Source organism: Paenibacillus sp. J31R30 (genome assembly GCF_059692115.1).
On record NZ_JCAUAV010000002.1, the window covers coordinates 60,981 to 80,524 of the forward strand.

At 45.2% G+C, this 19,544-nt stretch carries 19 protein-coding genes; 18 read left to right on the top strand and 1 reads right to left on the bottom strand.

Annotated features, from left to right (window positions below; translation table 11 throughout):
- Position 1 precedes the first annotated feature (1 nt).
- The 16 genes from AC58QO_RS06270 to AC58QO_RS06345 all read left to right on the top strand — a co-directional run bounded on the left by AC58QO_RS06270 (position 2) and on the right by AC58QO_RS06345 (position 17,676).
- Positions 2–958 (top strand): 4-hydroxy-3-methylbut-2-enyl diphosphate reductase, encoded by a 957-nt coding sequence (locus tag AC58QO_RS06270; protein ID WP_497264448.1) that lies wholly within the window; start codon positions 2–4, stop codon positions 956–958.
- Between the two features lie 60 nt (positions 959–1,018).
- Entirely contained in the window at positions 1,019–1,534 is a 516-nt protein-coding gene (locus AC58QO_RS06275) for a DUF2062 domain-containing protein (protein ID WP_497264449.1), read from the top strand.
- Between the two features lie 155 nt (positions 1,535–1,689).
- Entirely contained in the window at positions 1,690–2,733 is a 1,044-nt protein-coding gene (aroF, locus tag AC58QO_RS06280; RefSeq protein WP_068666052.1) for a 3-deoxy-7-phosphoheptulonate synthase, read from the top strand.
- Positions 2,734–2,973: 240 nt separating this feature from the next.
- Positions 2,974–4,398: a type I glutamate--ammonia ligase gene (gene glnA, locus AC58QO_RS06285; RefSeq protein ID WP_497264450.1), complete on the top strand. Its 1,425-nt coding sequence runs from the start codon at positions 2,974–2,976 to the stop codon at positions 4,396–4,398.
- Positions 4,399–4,584: 186 nt separating this feature from the next.
- Entirely contained in the window at positions 4,585–5,142 is a 558-nt protein-coding gene (locus tag AC58QO_RS06290) for an NADPH-dependent FMN reductase (protein WP_497264451.1), read from the top strand.
- Between the two features lie 127 nt (positions 5,143–5,269).
- Entirely contained in the window at positions 5,270–6,598 is a 1,329-nt protein-coding gene (locus AC58QO_RS06295; RefSeq protein ID WP_497264452.1) for a DUF1800 domain-containing protein, read from the top strand.
- Positions 6,599–6,609: 11 nt separating this feature from the next.
- Positions 6,610–7,842 (top strand): DUF1501 domain-containing protein, encoded by a 1,233-nt coding sequence (locus tag AC58QO_RS06300; protein ID WP_497264453.1) that lies wholly within the window; start codon positions 6,610–6,612, stop codon positions 7,840–7,842.
- Positions 7,843–7,887: 45 nt separating this feature from the next.
- Positions 7,888–8,379: a mismatch-specific DNA-glycosylase gene (locus AC58QO_RS06305; RefSeq protein ID WP_497265432.1), complete on the top strand. Its 492-nt coding sequence runs from the start codon at positions 7,888–7,890 to the stop codon at positions 8,377–8,379.
- A 70-nt stretch (positions 8,380–8,449) separates the two neighbouring features.
- Positions 8,450–9,538, top strand: a complete 1,089-nt coding sequence (serC, locus tag AC58QO_RS06310) for a 3-phosphoserine/phosphohydroxythreonine transaminase (protein WP_497264454.1) — start codon at positions 8,450–8,452, stop codon at positions 9,536–9,538.
- A gap of 591 nt (positions 9,539–10,129) precedes the next feature.
- On the top strand, positions 10,130–10,489 hold the full coding sequence (nrdI, locus tag AC58QO_RS06315) for a class Ib ribonucleoside-diphosphate reductase assembly flavoprotein NrdI (protein ID WP_056609533.1): 360 nt from the start codon (positions 10,130–10,132) through the stop codon (positions 10,487–10,489).
- Positions 10,476–12,560: a class 1b ribonucleoside-diphosphate reductase subunit alpha gene (gene nrdE, locus AC58QO_RS06320; RefSeq protein ID WP_497264455.1), complete on the top strand. Its 2,085-nt coding sequence runs from the start codon at positions 10,476–10,478 to the stop codon at positions 12,558–12,560. Before nrdI ends, nrdE begins: the two co-directional genes overlap by 14 nt.
- Positions 12,561–12,581: 21 nt before the next feature.
- Positions 12,582–13,568: a class 1b ribonucleoside-diphosphate reductase subunit beta gene (gene nrdF, locus AC58QO_RS06325; RefSeq protein ID WP_497264456.1), complete on the top strand. Its 987-nt coding sequence runs from the start codon at positions 12,582–12,584 to the stop codon at positions 13,566–13,568.
- 418 nt (positions 13,569–13,986) lie between these two features.
- Entirely contained in the window at positions 13,987–14,616 is a 630-nt protein-coding gene (locus AC58QO_RS06330) for a YhbD family protein (RefSeq protein ID WP_497264457.1), read from the top strand.
- 13 nt (positions 14,617–14,629) lie between these two features.
- Positions 14,630–15,307 (top strand): polymer-forming cytoskeletal protein, encoded by a 678-nt coding sequence (locus tag AC58QO_RS06335; protein WP_497264458.1) that lies wholly within the window; start codon positions 14,630–14,632, stop codon positions 15,305–15,307.
- A 25-nt stretch (positions 15,308–15,332) separates the two neighbouring features.
- Positions 15,333–16,073 carry a hypothetical protein gene (locus AC58QO_RS06340; RefSeq protein ID WP_497264459.1) on the top strand — a complete coding sequence of 247 codons (741 nt, stop codon included), beginning with the start codon at positions 15,333–15,335 and terminating at the stop codon, positions 16,071–16,073.
- A 55-nt stretch (positions 16,074–16,128) separates the two neighbouring features.
- Positions 16,129–17,676, top strand: coding sequence for an MDR family MFS transporter (locus AC58QO_RS06345; protein WP_497264460.1), 1,548 nt, complete (start codon positions 16,129–16,131; stop codon positions 17,674–17,676).
- A gap of 91 nt (positions 17,677–17,767) precedes the next feature.
- Here the strand turns inward: AC58QO_RS06345 and AC58QO_RS06350 are convergent, their stop codons facing one another.
- Entirely contained in the window at positions 17,768–18,481 is a 714-nt protein-coding gene (locus tag AC58QO_RS06350) for a response regulator transcription factor (RefSeq protein WP_497264461.1), read from the bottom strand.
- A 143-nt stretch (positions 18,482–18,624) separates the two neighbouring features.
- Between AC58QO_RS06350 and trmL the strand changes: the two genes are divergently transcribed.
- Positions 18,625–19,089, top strand: a complete 465-nt coding sequence (gene trmL / locus AC58QO_RS06355) for a tRNA (uridine(34)/cytosine(34)/5-carboxymethylaminomethyluridine(34)-2'-O)-methyltransferase TrmL (RefSeq protein ID WP_497264462.1) — start codon at positions 18,625–18,627, stop codon at positions 19,087–19,089.
- A 193-nt stretch (positions 19,090–19,282) separates the two neighbouring features.
- Positions 19,283–19,537, top strand: coding sequence for an AbrB/MazE/SpoVT family DNA-binding domain-containing protein (locus tag AC58QO_RS06360; RefSeq protein ID WP_497252147.1), 255 nt, complete (start codon positions 19,283–19,285; stop codon positions 19,535–19,537).
- Positions 19,538–19,544: the final 7 nt, after the last annotated feature.

Consider the following 19,544-nt stretch of genomic DNA (forward strand, 5'->3'; position numbering starts at 1 on the left):
AATGGAAGTTGTTCGAATATCCCCCAGAGGCTACTGTTATGGGGTTGTTGATGCCATGGCGCTCGCCATGCAAACTGCTAAAAATTTAAATCTTCCCAGACCTATATATATTTTAGGCATGATTGTTCATAATGCGCACGTGACGGATTTCTTCAAAGAAGAAGGCGTTATTACGCTGGATGGCGAGAACCGTCTCGAGATTTTATCGCAAGTTGAAAAAGGGACTGTTATTTTTACCGCACACGGGGTTTCTCCTGAAGTAAGACGCTTAGCGCGTGACAAGGGATTAACCGTTGTGGATGCTACATGCCCAGATGTGACGAAGACGCATGATTTGATTCGTGAGAAAGTCGCAGACGGCTATGATATTATTTATATTGGCAAAAAGGGACATCCAGAGCCAGAAGGCGCAATCGGTGTTGCTCCTGATCATGTGCATCTTATTGAAAAGCTTGAGGAAGCTGAGCTGCTTAATCTGGGGTCCAACCGAATCATTATTACGAATCAAACAACCATGAGTCAATGGGATATTAAGCATATCATGAATCGGTTATTGGATCTTTTCCCAAAAGCTGAAATTCATAATGAAATTTGCTTAGCTACGCAAGTTCGACAAGAAGCTGTGGCGGAGCAAGCGAAGGAAGTTGACCTTGTGATTGTTGTTGGTGATCCGAAAAGCAACAATTCGAACCGTTTGGCGCAGGTTTCTCAAGAGATCGCTGGTGTCATGGCGTACCGCATCTCAGACGTCTCCGAATTAAAAATTGAGTGGTTGGCCAATGTTCGTAAAGTGGGTGTAACCTCAGGGGCTTCAACGCCAACACCGATAACCAAAGAGGTTATTACCTTTTTGGAGAACTACGATGCGAAAGATGAAACCAGTTGGGAAATTAAACGTACTATCAATATGAAGAAACTTATACCCACTGTTAAATCCAAAGCAGTAAGTAATGTGTAATTCCTGCTTATTCCACTCGACGGGATTGAAACTAGCATGCAAAGTACTCAGAAGGTGAAAATGATGAAATCTCGCTACGATTGGAAGAGTATTAAACGTTGGTTTAAATACAAATATATCCTGCTTTTACGCGCCAAGGGTGGTCCTTCAAAAGTAGGAAGAGGCTTTTCGATTGGGTTATTCGTTGAGATGTTCACGCTGCCGACCGCAGGGACAGCGTTTGTTCTCATCTTTCCATTAGTTTATCTACTGAGAGCGAACCTGCCTGCGGCTTTGATTGGTTTCGTGTTCGGTAAAGTCATCTATATCCCTTTTTCCATTCTCAATAAGCAAGTCGGGGAATATCTAGTACCGAAGCACTTTAAGATCTATCTGATCCATCATCTGCCGCATCTCCTTTCTAATATCATTAGAAGCGGGCTTGATTTAATTGTCGGAGGCATGGTCGTTGGTCTTTTCCTTGGAATCATTGCTTACTTCCCTGTTGTGCTGTTGCTTAAATACCACACGAACCGCCGCAAAGAGAAGCGCAGAATACGTAAAGATCAGTTAGCTCCTGCGGAAACAAAAGAATAGTGAAATAAATTAGCGCTTGACGAATTCTCGTCAAGCGTTGTATATTTACTTTAGTGGTTAAAAGCATAAAAGCGTAGAAGCGAACAAGCGTTGAAGCATGTATGTGAAATTATATTAATTTATTCCATAATAAATCAATTAGGAGCGTGGATCATATGATCGCAATTACATCAAACAAAACTTCGGATGAGCGTATTCAGGAAATCGTGCAATTTATCGAGAGCAAAGGGGTTCAAGCGCATGTTTCCAAAGGCGAGGACCGTACGGTAATTGGCATCATTGGTCAAGCGGATCCTAAATTAGCAGAACAGCTTCGCCAAATGTCAGGTGTTGAGCAAGTCGTGAAAATCTCGAAGTCCTACAAGCTAGCTAGCCGCGATTTCCATCCTGCCGATACTGTTATTTCTATTAAAGGTGTTGAAATTGGCGGCGAGCAGCTTGTTGTCATGGGCGGGCCTTGCGCGGTTGAAACACCAGAGCAGATCGATGAGATTGCTCGCTTGGTGAAAGCAGCTGGCGGACAGGTGCTGCGCGGCGGTGCTTTTAAACCAAGAACAGGTCCTTACAGCTTCCAAGGTGTTGGCGTTGAAGGATTGATTATGATGGCTGAAGCGGGGAAGAAGCATGGTCTTCTTACTATTACTGAAGTGATGACACCGGAGTACGTTGATGTATGTGCACAATACGCGGACATTCTCCAAGTGGGTACGCGTAATATGCAAAACTTTGATCTCCTTCGTAAATTGGGAACGATTCAAACGCCTGTCTTGCTCAAACGTGGATTTAGCTCTACGTATGATGAGTTCTTGAATGCAGCTGAGTACATTCTTGCTGGAGGCAATCCGAACGTTATGCTTTGCGAGCGCGGAATCCGTACATTCGAGACTTATACTCGTAATACGTTAGACTTATCAGCGATTCCTGTGCTTAAACAGTTGAGCCACTTGCCAGTGATCTCAGATCCAAGTCATGGTACGGGCCGCAGAGAGCTTGTAGTCCCAATGACGAAGGCATCAGTCGCAGCAGGTGCAGACGGTTTAATCATCGAAATGCATACAGATCCAGACAATTCAATGACAGGCGATGGCGTACAGTCCTTGTTCCCAGACCAATTTGCGCATTTACTGTCTGATCTAGAGAAACTTGCTCCGTTGCTTGGCAAGAAGTTCGATACGAAGAAGGAAGCCATTTTGGCGTAATATACGGTTTTCACAGGCATGGGTTTCTCCTTATTAGGAGAAATTCCATGCCTGTTTTTGGATATATGGCAGATGTGAATAAATAGTGTAAGAATAGCTTACACTCCTTTAAAAAATACCTGACATAAGTATTGACTGTGTTAGAGGAATCGCTATATAATATGTGAAAGAAAACAAGCAAAAGTTGAACATTAATCATGCAAAGTACGTTGAATGTACGGAAATGGGAGGGTTTTTAAAATGTCAGTTCAAAATGTGTTGAACCTTATCAAGGAAAAAAATATTGAGTGGGTAGATTTTCGTTTCGTTGGTCTTTCCGGTAAAGCGCAGCATATCTCTTTGCCTGCAACAGAAGTAGATGAAGAAACATTCGTGAATGGCGTTGCTTTTGACGGTTCATCCATCCCAGGATTCCGTGGTATTGAACAATCTGACATGGTAATGATGCCAGATACGGAAACTGCTTATGTGGATCCTTTCACAGCACACCCAACTCTAGTAATTATGAGCAACATCCATACACCTGAAGGCGACCGTTATGACCGTGATCCACGTAGCATCGCTCAAAAGGCTGAAGAATATTTGCAAACGACAGGTGTTGGTACAACAGCATACTTCGCTCCAGAATCCGAATTCTTCATCTTTGATGATGTTCGTTTCGAGAATGGTATGAACAAGTCTTACTTCGAAGTTGACTCCGAAGAAGCTGGTTGGAACACAGGCCGTAAAGAAGAAGGCGGTAACCTTGGTTACAAAGTTCCAGTTAAAGGCGGTTACGTTCCAGTAGCTCCTATGGATTCCCAACAAGATATCCGTTCCGAAATGTGTAATAAACTTGCTGATGCAGGTCTTCGCATTGAACGTCATCACCACGAAGTAGCGACAGCTGGTCAAGCTGAAATCAACTTCCGTTTTGACACATTGACTAAAACAGCAGACAACCTGCTTAAATACAAGTATATCGTTGCTAACACAGCGAGAGAATATGGTAAAGTTGCAACTTTCATGCCGAAACCACTATTTGGTGACAACGGTAGCGGAATGCACGTTCATATGTCCATCTTCAATGAAGGTAACCCTTTGTTCTACGAAAAAGGCGCATATGCGAACCTTTCCGAAATGGCTATTAACTACATCGGTGGTATCCTGTATCACGCTCCAGCGTTGATCGCGATCACGAACCCAAGTACAAACTCCTTCAAACGTCTAGTTCCTGGTTACGAAGCTCCGGTAAACCTTGTATTCTCCAAAGGTAACCGTTCCGCAGCTGTTCGTATTCCAATCGCGGCTGTGACACCTAAAGGTTGTCGTATTGAGTTCCGTACACCTGACAGCACAGCTAACCCATACCTTGCTTTCGCAGCAATGTTGATGGCTGGTCTTGACGGTATCAAGAAGAAAATCGATCCACGTGCTCTTGGATACGGTCCTTTCGATACTAACATTTATGAAATGTCAGATAGCGAAAAAGCTGAAATCCGCAGCGTTCCTGGTTCATTAGACGAAGCTTTGGATGCTCTTGCAGCAGATTCCGACTTCTTGCTTGAAGGCGGCGTATTCACACAAGATTTCATCGATAACTACATCGACTTGAAACGTGGCGAAGCGAAACAAGTTGCAATCCGTATTCACCCGCACGAGTATAACCTTTACTTCGATTGCTAATCTTTAGCACTTATTAGATATCATCATAGGAACTGCCCCTTCATAGGACGCTATGGAGGTGCAGTTTTCTTTTTGAATAATACTATAATAATTATCTTTTGATAATAATTATAAATAGTGGTGTACAAAGCTAAAATCTCAAGTATAATGATCGTAAGTTAATTAGCTTAGGAAGGATGAAAGATAATGAAAATTACAATAGTAGCAGGAAGCAACCATGGTGCAGCAACAAGTACACGACTTGCTGCTTATATTCAGCACTTGGCAACGCAGGAGCAACACGACGTAACGCTGTTCGACCTGTATCGGACACCGTTGCCGTTCTATACACCTGAAGATGAGGGGGATAATCACGAAGCGCTAGGAGCATTTAAACAAGCGATGCTGTCCGCTGATGCGATTGTATTGGCAACACCTGAGTATCACAGCGGAATGTCAGGTGTATTAAAGAATGCGCTCGATCATATTGGGCAGGATCATTTCAAGAATAAAGCTGTGCTATCCATCAGCTCTTCCGGCGGGGCGGTTGCTGTCAGCTCGCTGACTCAGATGCAGACGACGGTCCGCAATCTACACGGCATTAACTGCCCGGAATGGATTTCAATTGGCGGCGATCAACGGAAGAGCTTCCGCGGAGACGTTGGCTTCGAAGACATTCACCCGGATGTGGACAAGCGAGTTCGACGCGTCGTTGGATCCTTCTTACAGCTTGCTGAGCAGCTTTCGGGACGAACGCATGGGTAAAAGGCAGTAGTCAAAATGTAGCTAGCAGCAAAACCAAGTCACCTGACTTGGTTTTTTTTGCGATTCTACACACTTTTGACACATTTATATGGTACAGTATGGTAAAAAAATGAACGGTGGGGAGATCATGGGAGTCCAGTGGACGAACAAGGAAGTTGTTCATCTTTTACTGCGTGCAGGATTTGGTTCAACGAAAGAGGAAATTGCAGCTTGCTTGGCCCTAGGAAGAGAGGAAACGGTTCGACGCTTAGTTACCGGTGAAAATTTGATCGAGAAAGCCCCGAAGCTCGTCTCCTTTGATCAATTCCACGCGGACGGGAAGAAAGCTTTGGACCCACTCCTCTTAGCGGATCAGCAGATGTACTGGCTCTATCGAATGGTGAACTCAGGGGCGCCGCTCATCGAGAAGATGACGCTATTTTGGCATGGGCATTTTGCGACGGCGAATTACAAGGTGAAGGATGCGGCACTCATGGTGGGGCAGAATGAACTCTTTCGTTCATATGCCCTGGGCAATTTCAAGGAGCTGCTAACCGAAATCGGTAAAGATCCTGCCATGATGATCTGGCTGGATGTGAATCAGAATAAGAAGGGCAAGCCGAATGAGAATTATGCCCGTGAGGTAATGGAGCTATTCACGCTTGGCATCGGGCACTATACCGAAATGGATGTGAAGGAGTCCGCGCGAGCTTTCACTGGCTGGTCGTACAATAAGAATGAACATAAGGTCAACTATAATGCCAAGCAGCACGATAACGACGCGAAGACGTTGCTGGGGGAAAGCGGCAAGCTAGACGCAGACGATGTGATTGATATTTTATTTGGTCAGAAAGCATTGCCAACTTTTCTGGCAGAGAAGCTGTTGAATTATTTTGCAACCGATACGCCATCGGATAGTTGGATTCAGACCCTAGCAGGGCTTATCACGCAGAAGCATACAGTGGGAGAAGTGCTGCAAGAGCTTTTCCTATCCGATGAGTTCTACGCGGAGAAATATAGGATGGCACTCATTAAGACACCAGCAGATTATGTGGCCGGGATTCTGAAATGCTGCAAGCTCTCTGTCGCCAAGGGGCATGCACAAGCGATGCGGAAGATGGGGCAGGAGCTATTCGTACCGCCTGATGTTGCGGGCTGGCGAGGAGGCGCCTCTTGGCTTACAACGAACTGTTTGTTGGCGAGGTATCAATTTGCTGAGAGCATAGCGAAGCAGATGAACGGGGGGCGGCTAGCTTCCGCTGAGTTCAAGCCCGATCAAGCAGAGTCTCCCCTAGCATGGGTGAAGTTCTGCGCACAGCTCTTGGGCATAACGGACTTATCGGAGCAGACACAGATGAGCTTGAGCGCTTATGCAGACGACACCATTGTACATACGAATCAGTCGAAACAGAAAACAACAGGCTTGCGCGGCTTATTGCAGCTCGTATTAATTAGTCCTGAAGCTCAGATGAAATAGGGGGGAACCAGGTGAAATTAACGAGAAGAGACTTTCTAATTAAAGGTACGGCGTTATTCGCAACCCTTGGGCTTGGTGGTGCGCTTTTCACAAATACAGGGAAATCACTATGGGCTGGAAGCTCGGAATCCGACGTGGATGATCCTGTGCTGGTGGTTATACAATTAAGCGGTGGTAATGACGGTATCAACACATTGATTCCTTATGGGCAGGGCATTTACTATGATTCGCGGCCCACGCTTGCTTACCAGGAGAAGGAGATACTGGCGCTCGATCAGCATGTTGGCTTGCATCCGAGTCTCACAGGCTTGGCAGCGTTGTATAAGTTAGGCAAAATGGCTATTATACAAGGAGTTGGATATCCAGAGCCCAATCGTTCTCACTTTCGATCCATGGAAATCTGGCAAACAGCAGAGCCTGCCAAGATGAGCCGCAGCGGCTGGCTGGCAAGGTACGCGGAATCTTCCTTGCAGAGTAATCCTAATCCGCTCAAAGTGATTCAAATCGGCGGTTCAGGCAGCAAAGCATTCGCCTCTGATAAATCAAGTTTTCCAGTGATTCAATCCCTGGAGTCCTATCATGTATTTGATCCTAAGACGGCCCTCATGGACAAGAATAGAATAACCAAAGCCTTCTTGGATATGTATGGGGCATCGAATCAGTTGGATCAGCTGCGAGTTGCCTCGGCTAGAGGCTCGGAAGCGTACAAGAGTGTTGAAGCGATCCAATCCCTTGCTGCTACTTATACGAAGAAAATTGAGTACCCGAATACGAATTTTGCGAGAGACTTACAGCTTGTAACGAAGCTGTTAGCAGGAAAGTCAGGCACGCGACTCTTTAATGTAGAAGTGGGCGGATTTGATGATCATGCCGATGAGAAGCTGCAGCACGCGCAAATGCTCACGCAGGTCGATGAAGGACTGACTGCTTTCTATCAGGATTTGCAGGCACAAGGGCTGCAGGATCGGGTTGCCATCATGGTGTTCTCCGAGTTCGGACGTCGCGCTAAGGAGAATGGAAGCGGAGGCACAGACCACGGAACCGCTGCTCCGATGTTCGTCATTGGCGGCAAAGTCAAAGGCGGTCTGTATGGCACCTACCCGAGTTTGAGTAATTTGGACAATGATGATTTGAAATATGAGTTGGATTTCAGATCTGTGTATCATACGTTAATTGACTCATGGTTAAAAGGGGATTCAGCGACAGTGCTAGGCAAAACATATGAGAATTTAAAGTTTATTTAAATAGAAAGAGGTGCGCTGTTGGAGCTAGCGGCAATTTCAGATCATATGGCGGAGAATTTGCAAATTCTCTTCGTGGGCTATAACCCTAGTATCCGATCGGGAGAAACTGGACATCATTATGCGAATCCGAGTAATCGATTTTATCGCATATTATTTCAAGCGGGAATAACGCCTCGGCTCTATAAGCCACAGGAAGACGGGGACCTGTTGCAAATCGGCTACGGCTTCACGAATATCGTGTCACGCCCCTCGTTGACAGCTGCGGAAATCACGGCAGAGGAATACAGTGAGGGCAGACGCATTTTAAAAAAGAAAATTGAGACTTACCGACCTAAGGTGGTTTGTTTCGTAGGTAAAGGCGTTTACGAGCAATATAGCGGTCGCAGAGGTATTGCATGGGGGGAACAACCGAATCCGATGGTAGACAGCGTCATTGATTATGTATGCCCATCTTCCAGTGGACTTGTGCGGATGAAGTTGGAGGAAATGGTTGCGATTTACAGTGGTATTCTTCTTGCTCTCGGAAAGCCTGTTTGAGGTTTTACTTGATGCTTGAACAGAATATTGCTATCATAGCCATAATACAAAAGCAAAGGTGTGGTCACTCATGGGAAACAGGGCCTTTAACTTTAACGCAGGGCCTGCGGCGTTACCGCTCGAAGTACTTCAAAGAGCGCAAGAGGAGTTTGTTGATTTTAAGGGTATTGGCATGTCCATCATGGAAATTTCTCACCGTAGTGCGGAATATGAGCAAGTACATAATGAAACACAAGAATTGTTGAAGCGAATTTTTGGGATTCCGGCTGGATATCAAATTCTCTTCTTGCAAGGTGGGGCAAGCTCCCAGTTTGCCATGATTCCGATGAATTTCTTGAAACCTGGTAAAGTTGGCAGTTACGTACTTACTGGCGCATGGGCTGAGAAGGCTGTGCAAGAGGCTGCTCTGTTTGGCGAAGTATCGCTTGCAGCTAGCTCTAAGGAACAGAAATTCATGAAAATCCCGGATTTGAGTGAAATTAATCTTCACCCGAATTCCGCTTACCTACATGTGACTTCCAACGAAACGATTGAAGGGGCGCAGTTCCAAAGCTACCCGGATACAGGGAATGTCCCTTTGATTGCCGATATGTCCAGCGATATTCTGAGCCGCCCAGTTGATGTGTCGAAGTTCAGCATGATCTATGCGGGAGCACAGAAGAACCTTGGGCCATCTGGTGTGACAGTGGCGATTATTAAAGACGATTTACTCGTTGATCTGCCAAAAACAATCCCAACCATGATGCGTTATGAAACGCATAGCAAAAACAATTCCCTTTACAATACGCCACCTGCTTATTCCATTTACATGGTGAATCTCGTCTTGAAATGGATTGAAGAGCAAGGCGGATTAACAGTGATTGAGAAGAATAATGTAGAAAAATCGGGCCTCATTTATAGCGCTATTGATAGCAGCAATGGTTTCTACCGTGGACCCGTAGATCTAGGCAGCCGTTCAACAATGAATATTACGTTCCGCTTGCAAGATGAAGAGCTGGAGAAGAAGTTCATCAAAGAAACAGAACAACAAGGCTTTGTTGGATTGAAAGGTCACCGCAGTGTAGGTGGATTACGTGCTTCTACCTATAACGCAGTACCTTACGCTTCATGTAAAGCGCTCGCTGATTTCATGACGGACTTCCAACAACGCAACAGTTGAGAAAATGAATTAAGCTATTCATGGCACCCTCGTGTGTCCGTGGATAGCTTTTTTTGTTGGAGGCATGAGTTATCGCTCGAAGGGTTTGAGGGCCCGTAGAGGGTCTCTGAGAAGGTTTAAAAACGGTAATTGAGAGAGGGGATGAAACTAGATCTAGTAGGTGATAATTGTCCTAGTCATTTCGACATATCCGAAAAAATCAAGCAAAAATTGAAAATATTTTTTCTAAACCCATCGAGCCACGCCCCGTCTAGGATTAGGTGTTTTGGAAATGTAAATAGGTCGTTTTGCTCGTTGACAAACACAATATATTGATATAAATTTGAATCTATCAACTAGATGTCGTGATAAAAAGCGCATTGCGAGATTGCTGAACGAAGGCTCATAACGAGCCGGAAATCTAGTAAAACCGCAGGTTTAGAGCTTTTTGGAGCGCTAACGGAGCAGGTACGAAAACGCAGATTCTGTCGATTAAGGTTAAGCTGCATTCAGGTAAGACACACGATAGAATTTGAATGTTTACTACATATAGGTTACCCGCAAGTGCAGGCACAAGATAGAGAGAATTGAGAATGATAGGAGACGGAAGCTATGTTAATTGCTTACGATTCGAAGACTGGAAATGTTCGCCGTTTTATAGCGAAGCTCCAAATGCCCGCAGTTCAAATAGAGGAAGCGATGACAATGGACGAGCCATTCGTGCTCGTGACATATACAACTGGTTTTGGCCAAATTCCTCCTAAGGTGGCTTCTTTCCTAGAAAGTAATTCCTCTCGTCTTCAAGGCGTAGCAGCTAGCGGTAATCGCAACTGGGGAGACGGCTTCGCCAAAAGCGCAGATACAATCTCAGCGCTTTACGATGTTCCCGTATTAACCAAGTTTGAATTATCAGGCACCAAAAATGATGTAGAACGATTTGTTCAGGGGGTACAGGCAATTGCGGCACATTGAACTTAATAATGAATTAATGCAACGCGGTACGGATGGTTTTTTTCAATTAGAGAAGGATAAAGAAGCTGTTGAAGTGTTTATGAAGGAAGTCCACAGCCGAAGCCTCACATTCCCCGATACCTCTTCGAAGGTTCGTTACATGATCGATAATAACTTCTACGAGAATGTTTATGACAAATACACCGAAGCTGAAGTTGACAGCGTTTATCAAGTAGCTCACGACAATCAATTCGAGTTCGCATCTTACATGGCAGCTTCGAAATTTTATACAGATTACGCTTTACGCAGTGATGATAAAACGTTGTACCTGGAGCATTTCCCAGATCGCGTAGCGATTGTAGCCCTGTACTTGGGTCGCGGAAACGCGGAAACAGCACGAGTGCTTGCTGTATCCATGATGGAGCAGCGCTTGCAGCCAGCAACACCGACATTCCTGAACGCAGGCAAGAGTCGTCGTGGTGAATTGGTATCTTGCTTCTTATTAGAAATGGATGATTCCTTAAACTCCATCAACTATGTGTTGGCAACGTGCATGCAGCTTTCCAAAATTGGCGGCGGTGTAGCCGTGAATCTATCGAAGCTTCGTGGGCGCGGTGAAACGATTAAAGGCGTTGAGGGTGCAGCGAAAGGGATTATTCCAGTTCTTAAGCTGATGGAGGATGCATTCTCCTATGCGGATCAAATGGGTCAACGCAAGGGCTCAGGCGCAGCGTATTACAACATTTTTGGCTGGGACGTCATGGAATTTCTGGATAGTAAGAAAATTAATGCGGATGAGAAATCCCGTTTGAAAACTCTCTCGATTGGACTTATTGTTCCGAATAAGTTTTATAAGCTGGCGGAGGAGAATAAGCCTCTACATATTTTCGCACCATATACCGTTCTCCAAGCCTATGGCAAGCATTTGGATGATCTTGATTTGGATGAGATGTACGATGAACTCTTAGCGAACCCAAAGGTAAAGAAGAAAGCTGTCATGAATGCACGTGATATGCTGACCAAAATTGCGACTACTCAACTGGAATCCGGTTATCCATATATCATGAACCGCACGAATGCGAATAAGGATCATGCCCTGAAGGGGATCGGGACGATCAAGATGTCCAATCTCTGTACAGAGATTTTCCAACTGCAGGAAACGTCCGAAATCAATGATTACGGTCAAGAAGATGTCATTCTTCGCGATATCAGCTGTAATCTAGCGTCCATGAACATTGCGAATGTGATGGATCGTAAAAAGCTGCGCGAAACCGTTCACGAAGGCATGATTGCCCTAACTTCGGTTAGTGATATGACAACGATTCACAATGCGCCAGGTGTCGCCAAAGCGAACCGTGAGCTTCATTCTGTCGGTCTTGGTGTCATGAACCTGCACGGCTACCTATCGAAGAACAAAATTGCTTATGAGAGTGCCGAGGCAAAGGATTTCGTTCGCACCTTCTTTGCTGCGATGAATTTCTATTCTATTGAGAAAAGTATGGAGATTGCCAAAGAATCCGGTCAAACCTTCGAAGGCTTCGAGCTGTCTGAATATGCGAATGGGAATTATTTTACCCGTTATACCGAAATCGATTACCGTCCACTGTCGGACAAAGTGAAAGCATTATTCGAAGGCATGCCAATTCCATCGCCAGACGACTGGAAAGCTTTGCAAGCGGATGTGCAGAAGCACGGACTGTATCATGCCTACCGTTTGGCTGTAGCGCCAACACAAAGCATCTCTTATATCCAAAATTCAACATCCAGTGTTATGCCGATTGTGGAACCGATCGAGACGCGTACATACGCGAACTCAACAACGTATTATCCGATGCCATTCATGGCACGTGACAATTTCTTCTACTATAAATCCGCTTATCAAATGGATCAGTTCAAGATTCTTGATCTTATTTCGGAGATTCAAACGCATGTGGATCAAGGGATCTCGACAATTTTACACGTAAACAGTGATGTTTCAACAAGACAACTTGCTAGATTATACCTGTATGCGGCACACAAAGGACTTAAATCGCTCTACTACACACGAACCAATCAGCTATCCGTTGAGGAATGTGTAAGCTGCTCGGTATAATTAGGAAGGGGATTACCATTCATGACAAGTGCACCAACCATCAATAAACCTATCGTCAAAAAAGCGGTGAATTGGAATCGGCCGGATGATGATTTTACGATTACGTTCTGGAATCAAAATATCATGCAATTCTGGACAGATGAAGAAATTCCATTGTCTGATGATAAAATGTCTTGGATTACACTCAGCAACGTTGAACGTGAACTATATATGAAGGTGCTTGGCGGTCTGACTTTGCTGGACACGATGCAAGGCGGCATTGGAATGCCGAAGATTCTTGAGCATGTTGATGGACTTCAACGCAAAGCCGTGCTCAGCTTCATGGGGATGATGGAGCAGATCCATGCGAAGTCGTACAGCTCGATTTTCACAACGCTGTCTACGACAGAAGAGATAAATGAGCTGTTCCAATGGGTGGAGCGGAATCCACACTTGCAGTTTAAGGCGAATAAGATTTCCCATTATTACGAAAATATTAATACGACCAAAGAGCTGTACCTAGCGATGGCTGCGTCTGTATTGCTGGAAAGCTATTTGTTTTATAGCGGTTTCTACTATCCGTTGTATTTGGCTGGCCAAGGTAAAATGACGAGCAGCGGCGAAATCATTGACTTGATTCTACGCGATGAGAGCATCCACGGGTTATACATCGGCGTGCTGGCACAAGAGGTTTACGCGGAGCTTAGCCCAGCTGAGCAAGATGAGGCATACGCGACATTGTGTGCGCTGTTGAAGGAGCTTCACGCGAATGAAGAAGGCTACACGGACAGTCTGTACGGACCGCTGGGTCTGGCGGACGAAGTGAAAGCATTCCTGCGCTACAATGCGAATAAAGCGTTTATGAATTTGGGTGTTGAGCCGATGTTTCCGGAAGAGGAGATCAACCCGATTGTTCTGAACGGACTGAGCACGAAGACGAAGCAGCATGACTTTTTCTCCAAAAAAGGAAACGGTTATGTGCGTACGATTCACGTCGAGGCTTTGACGGATGATGATTTTGTATTTTAAATGAGATAACTTGAATAACCCGTACAACCTGATTCTTGGGAATCTGGCAGTGCGGGTTTCTTTGTGCGTTGACTTCCTATGCCACTATCCCCAAGGCTCAGATTGCTAATGCTTGCTAGTTCCTGAGGGAGCGGGATGGTGCTGATAGTATTGTCTATGGTCACAATCCCCAAGGCTCAGAAGAGCAGTGATTGCGCTGGATTTGGAGAGAGTCGGGGGGATAGAGTAAGGCTCGGCTCAGCAACGAGCTAAAATCTGAGTGAAATAGAGACTGTTATAACGGAAACGTGGGGGTAGGATGAATAGGAGGGAGGAATGTACAGTTAAAGATTGCTGGGGGTGTTCTTGATCAGTCTCAAGGCTGATTTACAGCGTAACAATGTTATGTTACATTGAAATGGCAAAGGAGGGGTGTAGATTGGAAGAGGATTTGATTTCGAAAAAAGAGCTGCTAGAGCTAACCGGCATATCCTATGGTCAGTTATATCGATGGAAACGGAAAAACTTAGTTCCTGAGGAATGGTTTATTCGGAAATCAGCGTTTACAGGTCAAGAAACGTTTTTCCCGAAGGTGCAGATGCTTGCGCGTATCGATAAAATTATTAATATGAAAGATGATTTATCGTTGGACGAATTAGCAGATGTGTTCTCGATCGTTCCCAGTGATTTAAAAATAGACAAATTAGAGCTAGTGAAACGAAACATTGTTTCTCTGCAAACGATTGAATATGCATCCCCATTTTTGAGTGCTACAGCGGTATTTAGCTTTGAGGAAACGTTGTTTCTCTTCCTATTAGAGGATTGCCTGCAATCTGGCGAAATGAACTTAGATGAAGGAAAGCACCTGCTCCTGACGATGAAAGAGCAATATGCCAAATTTGAAGGCAAGCCCTGTGATTTGATTTTTATCCGCAAAATGGGCTTAACAGTGTTTTTACTCGTTACGACAGGCAGCGAGCTGTATTTCGAGCATGGTGTCAAGGTTGTGCTGCGCTTACAGATCGCAAAGAAAATAGAAGAGCTGAAGCTGAAAATAACAACGGTGTAAGGAGGTGGCATCCATGCAGGCAGACACGAAACGTAATTTGTTGATTTCCGGATTAGGTTCTTCGAACGGCGGGAGCTTTCGTGCAGTTAAAATAGATGGCATCGGACGTCTGGAAGGTGATATTACTTGCTCTGATTTTATTCTACATGGTCGAGCAGAAGTGAATGGGAGTATCTCGTCTCAGACAGCTGAGATGAATGGAATCCTGACGATTCATGGCAATCTGAAGGCGGAGCGTACCCGAATTCAAGGCAGAGTCAAGATCGATGGCAATTATGCCGGCGAAAGCCTTGAAATCAATGGTGCGACAACAATAGCAGGCAGCTGTGAGGCAGAGAAATTTAAAGCGAATGGTAAGCTGCATATGGGCACTCTCAATGCGGATACCATCATTGTTACTCTGCATGGGCATTGCAAGATTGCGGAGATCGGCGGAGAACGGATCCAAATTCGCAAGCAGTCGGGGATTGATTTGGTTCGTTGGTTGAAGATTCTGCCTAAGGCCATCGGCAATCATTTGACGGCTCAAACGATTGAAGGCGATCATATTTACCTCGAGTATACTTCAGCTGAGGTTGTTAGAGGGGCAAATATTACAATCGGACCTGGCTGTGAGATCGGACTCATTGAATACACAGGGAAGCTCGAACAAGATAAGCGCTCCAAAGTGAAGCATAGCGAAAAATTGTAGCAAAGAGAGGAGGGGATGATGTACAATGGGAATAGATACAAACAAACGTTCGACAATTGGTAATTTGAGCATTACAGGCAGCTCGACCGCGGCGGGAGGCCTCTATGATCGTGTGAAAATTGTTGGAGAAGGCATCATTGAAGGTGATACGAAATGTCGTCTTATGAAATGTATAGGCACCTTAGAGATGGAAGGTGATCTGCAGACAGGCCATTCAGGCATTGTGGGCACATTTTCATTGACGGGGAATGTTCAAAGCGATACAATGAAAAATTCGGGGACGGTGAGCATCAGCGGTGATGCGGATATTGGTTCGCTTACTGGCTCAGGAATGGTGGAAGTCAAAGGCCATATGCAAGGCACCCAGATCGCGCTAAAAGGTCATATTGCTGCAGGAGGGGATTGCGAAGTCGATGTCTTTAAGCTGAAGGGTATGTTTGATGTTGGAGGACTACTGAATGCTGGGGAGATCGATATTAGACTTTTCCAAGACTCCACAGCGAAGGAAATCGGCGGTGAGAAGATTAGAATCCGCAAAGCGAGTTTGCTTCACCCGTTTAGCTTCTTCTTCAGACCCTCGCCACATGCCGCGGTAACGGTTTCGGTGATTGAAGGAGATGATATTTACTTGGAGCATACGAGAGCAAAGGTTGTTCGCGGTAATCAAGTCGTCATTGGTCCTGGTTGTGAAATTGATCTGGTGGAATACAAGGTGCATCTTGAGAAGAAGAAGGGTGCCATTGTGATGGAATCCCGCAAGATGTAGGAAGTCTGTAGTTCAAGGGTTACAACGAAAACAAAAAGTAAAGGAATGTGTAAGCATGACGAATAAAGGTAATAAAGTAGGCTTTGTACTAGCAGGTCTACTTCTGGCAATGTTGATGGCGTCAATGGATAATACCATTGTTGCTACTGCGATGGGAACCATCGTAGGAGATCTTGGCGGACTCGATAAGTTTGTATGGGTTACATCCGCCTATATGGTCGCTGAAATGGCGGGCATGCCGATCTTTGGAAAGCTGTCCGATATGTTCGGGCGTAAACGATTTTTTATTTTTGGCTTAATTGTTTTCTTAGTTGCCTCCATACTGTGTGGCACAGCAGAAAGTATTGTACAGCTTAGTATTTACCGTGCCCTGCAAGGGATCGGTGGCGGTGCGCTAATTCCAATTGCGTTCACGATCATGTTTGATACGGTACCTGTTGAACAACGCGGGAAGCTAGGCGGTTTGTTCGGTGCGGTGTTCGGTTTATCCAGTATTTTCGGGCCGTTGCTTGGCGCGTATATTACGGATTATATTAACTGGCATTGGGTCTTCTATGTGAATATTCCTCTTGGTATCTTAGCGCTTATCTTTATTGCCATCTACTACAAAGAATCACCGATCCATACGAAACAAAAGATTGACTGGTGGGGTGCCGTTACGCTGGTTGGTGCCGTTGTCAGCATGATGTTTGCTCTTGAGCTTGGCGGCAATGAATATGCGTGGGATTCCAGCATTATTATCGGACTTTTTGCAGCTTTTACAGTGCTTACGATTTGTTTTATTTTCATTGAAAGAAAAGTCATTGAACCGATTATTTCATTCCCAATGTTTAAGAATCGCCTGTTTACGACGAGTAATGCGCTTGGTTTATTGAGTGGTATGGGCTTTATCACAGCATCCGTCTATATCCCTATTTATATTCAAGGTGTGCTCGGCGGAACAGCAACCAATTCAGGACTTGTTCTACTACCCATGATGGTAGGCTCCGTGTTCTCAGCCGTGGGTGGCGGTTTCTTAATGAACAAAATGCCTTACCGTAACATTATGATGGTCTTTGTTGTCATTCTAGCAGCAGGTATGTTCATGCTGACGCAGCTTCAGCCGGATACAAGCCGCTGGTTTGTGACACTTTGCATGATTGTGGTCGGGGTTGGTATTGGTGCGAGTTTCTCCGTACTTTCCAATTCGGCGATTCATCACTTCGATCCGTCGCAACGAGGTTCCGTAAACGCGACAGTATCCTTCGTCCGTTCCCTGGGTATGACGCTAGGGATTACGTTATTCGGGATCATTCAACGGAATGATTTCACAGCGAAGCTTAAAGAGATTTTCGCGGCGAGTGGGCAGGGCAACATGTCGGATAATCCGGCATTCAGTGATCCTAGGGTTCTGCTAGCACCAGAAATGCGTGCCCAAATCCCTACGCCTATTCTAGACAAGATTACGGCTGAGTTATCTTCCTCGATTACGTACACCTTCATGTGGGCACTGATTCCAACAGCCTTGGCTGTCGTAGCAGCGGTTCTAATGAGTAAAGAACGTTTAAGCGAATCGTTGGAGCATAAACAAGCTGAGCAAGCAGCAGCAGAACTGAAAGCTTAATATAGTAAAGAGGCCTCAGCGAAGTAGGAAGTTCTACTTTGCTGAGGCTATTTTAATGGAAAAGAGGTGGTTAACCAACTCTTTAAGGGGCTTAAGCGTAGGATTCTTTGATGACAGGCTCCGTCAGCTTGTAGCCAACGTTTCGAATGGTCATGATATACTCAGGGTGACGTGCATTTTGCTCAATCTTATCACGCAGATGTGAGATATGGACATCAACGATGCGCGTATCGCCAAGGAAGTGATAATCCCAGACGCCATGAAGCAGCTGTTGTCGACTAAGCACTTTACCGCGATGCTTGCAGAGGAAAAGAAGCAGCTCGAACTCCTTCGGCGTAAGCTCGATTGGCGCGCCATTCATCGTCACTTCGCGTTGCTCTGCTTTGACAGAGATTTGGCCAATCGAGATAGGTGCTTCTTCCGTGGTGGAAGGTAAAGTCTGGATCCTACGATGGATCGCTTGAATACGAGAAACGAGTTCCAACGGTGAGAATGGTTTTGTCATGTAATCATCTGCGCCGTTGTCTAAACCGGCAATTTTATCGGTAAGATCTTGCATGGCTGTTAACATAATGATGGGGACAAGGTTGTTCTGGCTTCTAAGTTTACGGCATACCTGTAAGCCGTCCATTTTGGGCAGCATGAGATCAAGGACGATGAGATCGGGGCGGAACGATTGAATCGCACCGAAGACAGCTTCCCCGTCGAATACACAGTGTACCTCGAAACCGGCAAGCTTGAGGTTGAATTCAATAAGCATTGAGATAGATGGCTCGTCATCAACAATAAGAATTTTCTTTTTCATCGTTAGGTAGACTCCTTTTAATGAAGGATAACTCTATTATGACGTACCTCTATCATCGCGATATTAAGATAAAGTTAACGCTGTGTTAAATTGCAATCCAACATTGATTATAATAGGATAGATATTGAGGTGAATGAACAGAGATGGCTTTTCATATTGTATTAGTAGAACCCGAAATTCCTGCGAACACAGGCAATATTTCACGAACATGTGCGGCAACAGGCACTCATCTTCATTTGGTACGCCCTCTTGGTTTTGATACCGATGATAAGACGCTGAAGCGAGCTGGACTTGATTATTGGCATTCTGTAAAGATTGACTACCACGACTCATTCGATGAGGTTTTGGCGGCGTACGAGGGGCATCGATTTTTCTTTGCATCGACGAAAGCGAGCAAGCGTTACTCGGACTTTACCTTCCGAGACGGCGATTTCTTCGTGTTTGGCAAGGAGACCAAAGGGCTTCCGGAGGAGCTATTGCGTCAGCATCCAGAAACGCTAATTCGGTTGCCAATGTCCGATGCGGTGAGATCGTTAAATCTTTCCAACTCTGCGGCTATTATCCTATATGAGGGATTGCGCCAGACTGGGTTTATAGGTCTTGAGTAGGGATTCTCACGACCTATATTTTTTAGGGCTGAACCGACATTTTTGACAAGAAAAGAAAGTTTTCTGGGCCTAAGCAGAAGGAATTTCGTGAAACACGGCGAATAGTATCGGTAAGCTCGAATTGCTATGTTGGTCGAAGTGAAATTGCCGGAAACGTAGAAAACGTCTGGGAAAAGAGAGGTGAAGTCCTATGATGAAGCCAGCTGGAGTCGTACGTAAAGTCGATCAATTGGGACGAATCGTATTGCCTAAATCGCTACGAAAGCGATACCAAATGAACGAAGGAGATCCTGTCGAAATACTAGTACAGGGTGACCATATCATTCTCGAGAGGTATCGTCCGAAATGTGTGTTCTGCGGTAGCATGGAAAGTGTCAGTGAATTCAAAGAACGTTATATTTGCGGCGTTTGTATAACTGAAATGAACCTGCTTAAGGCGAGAGCCTAGTAGTTAG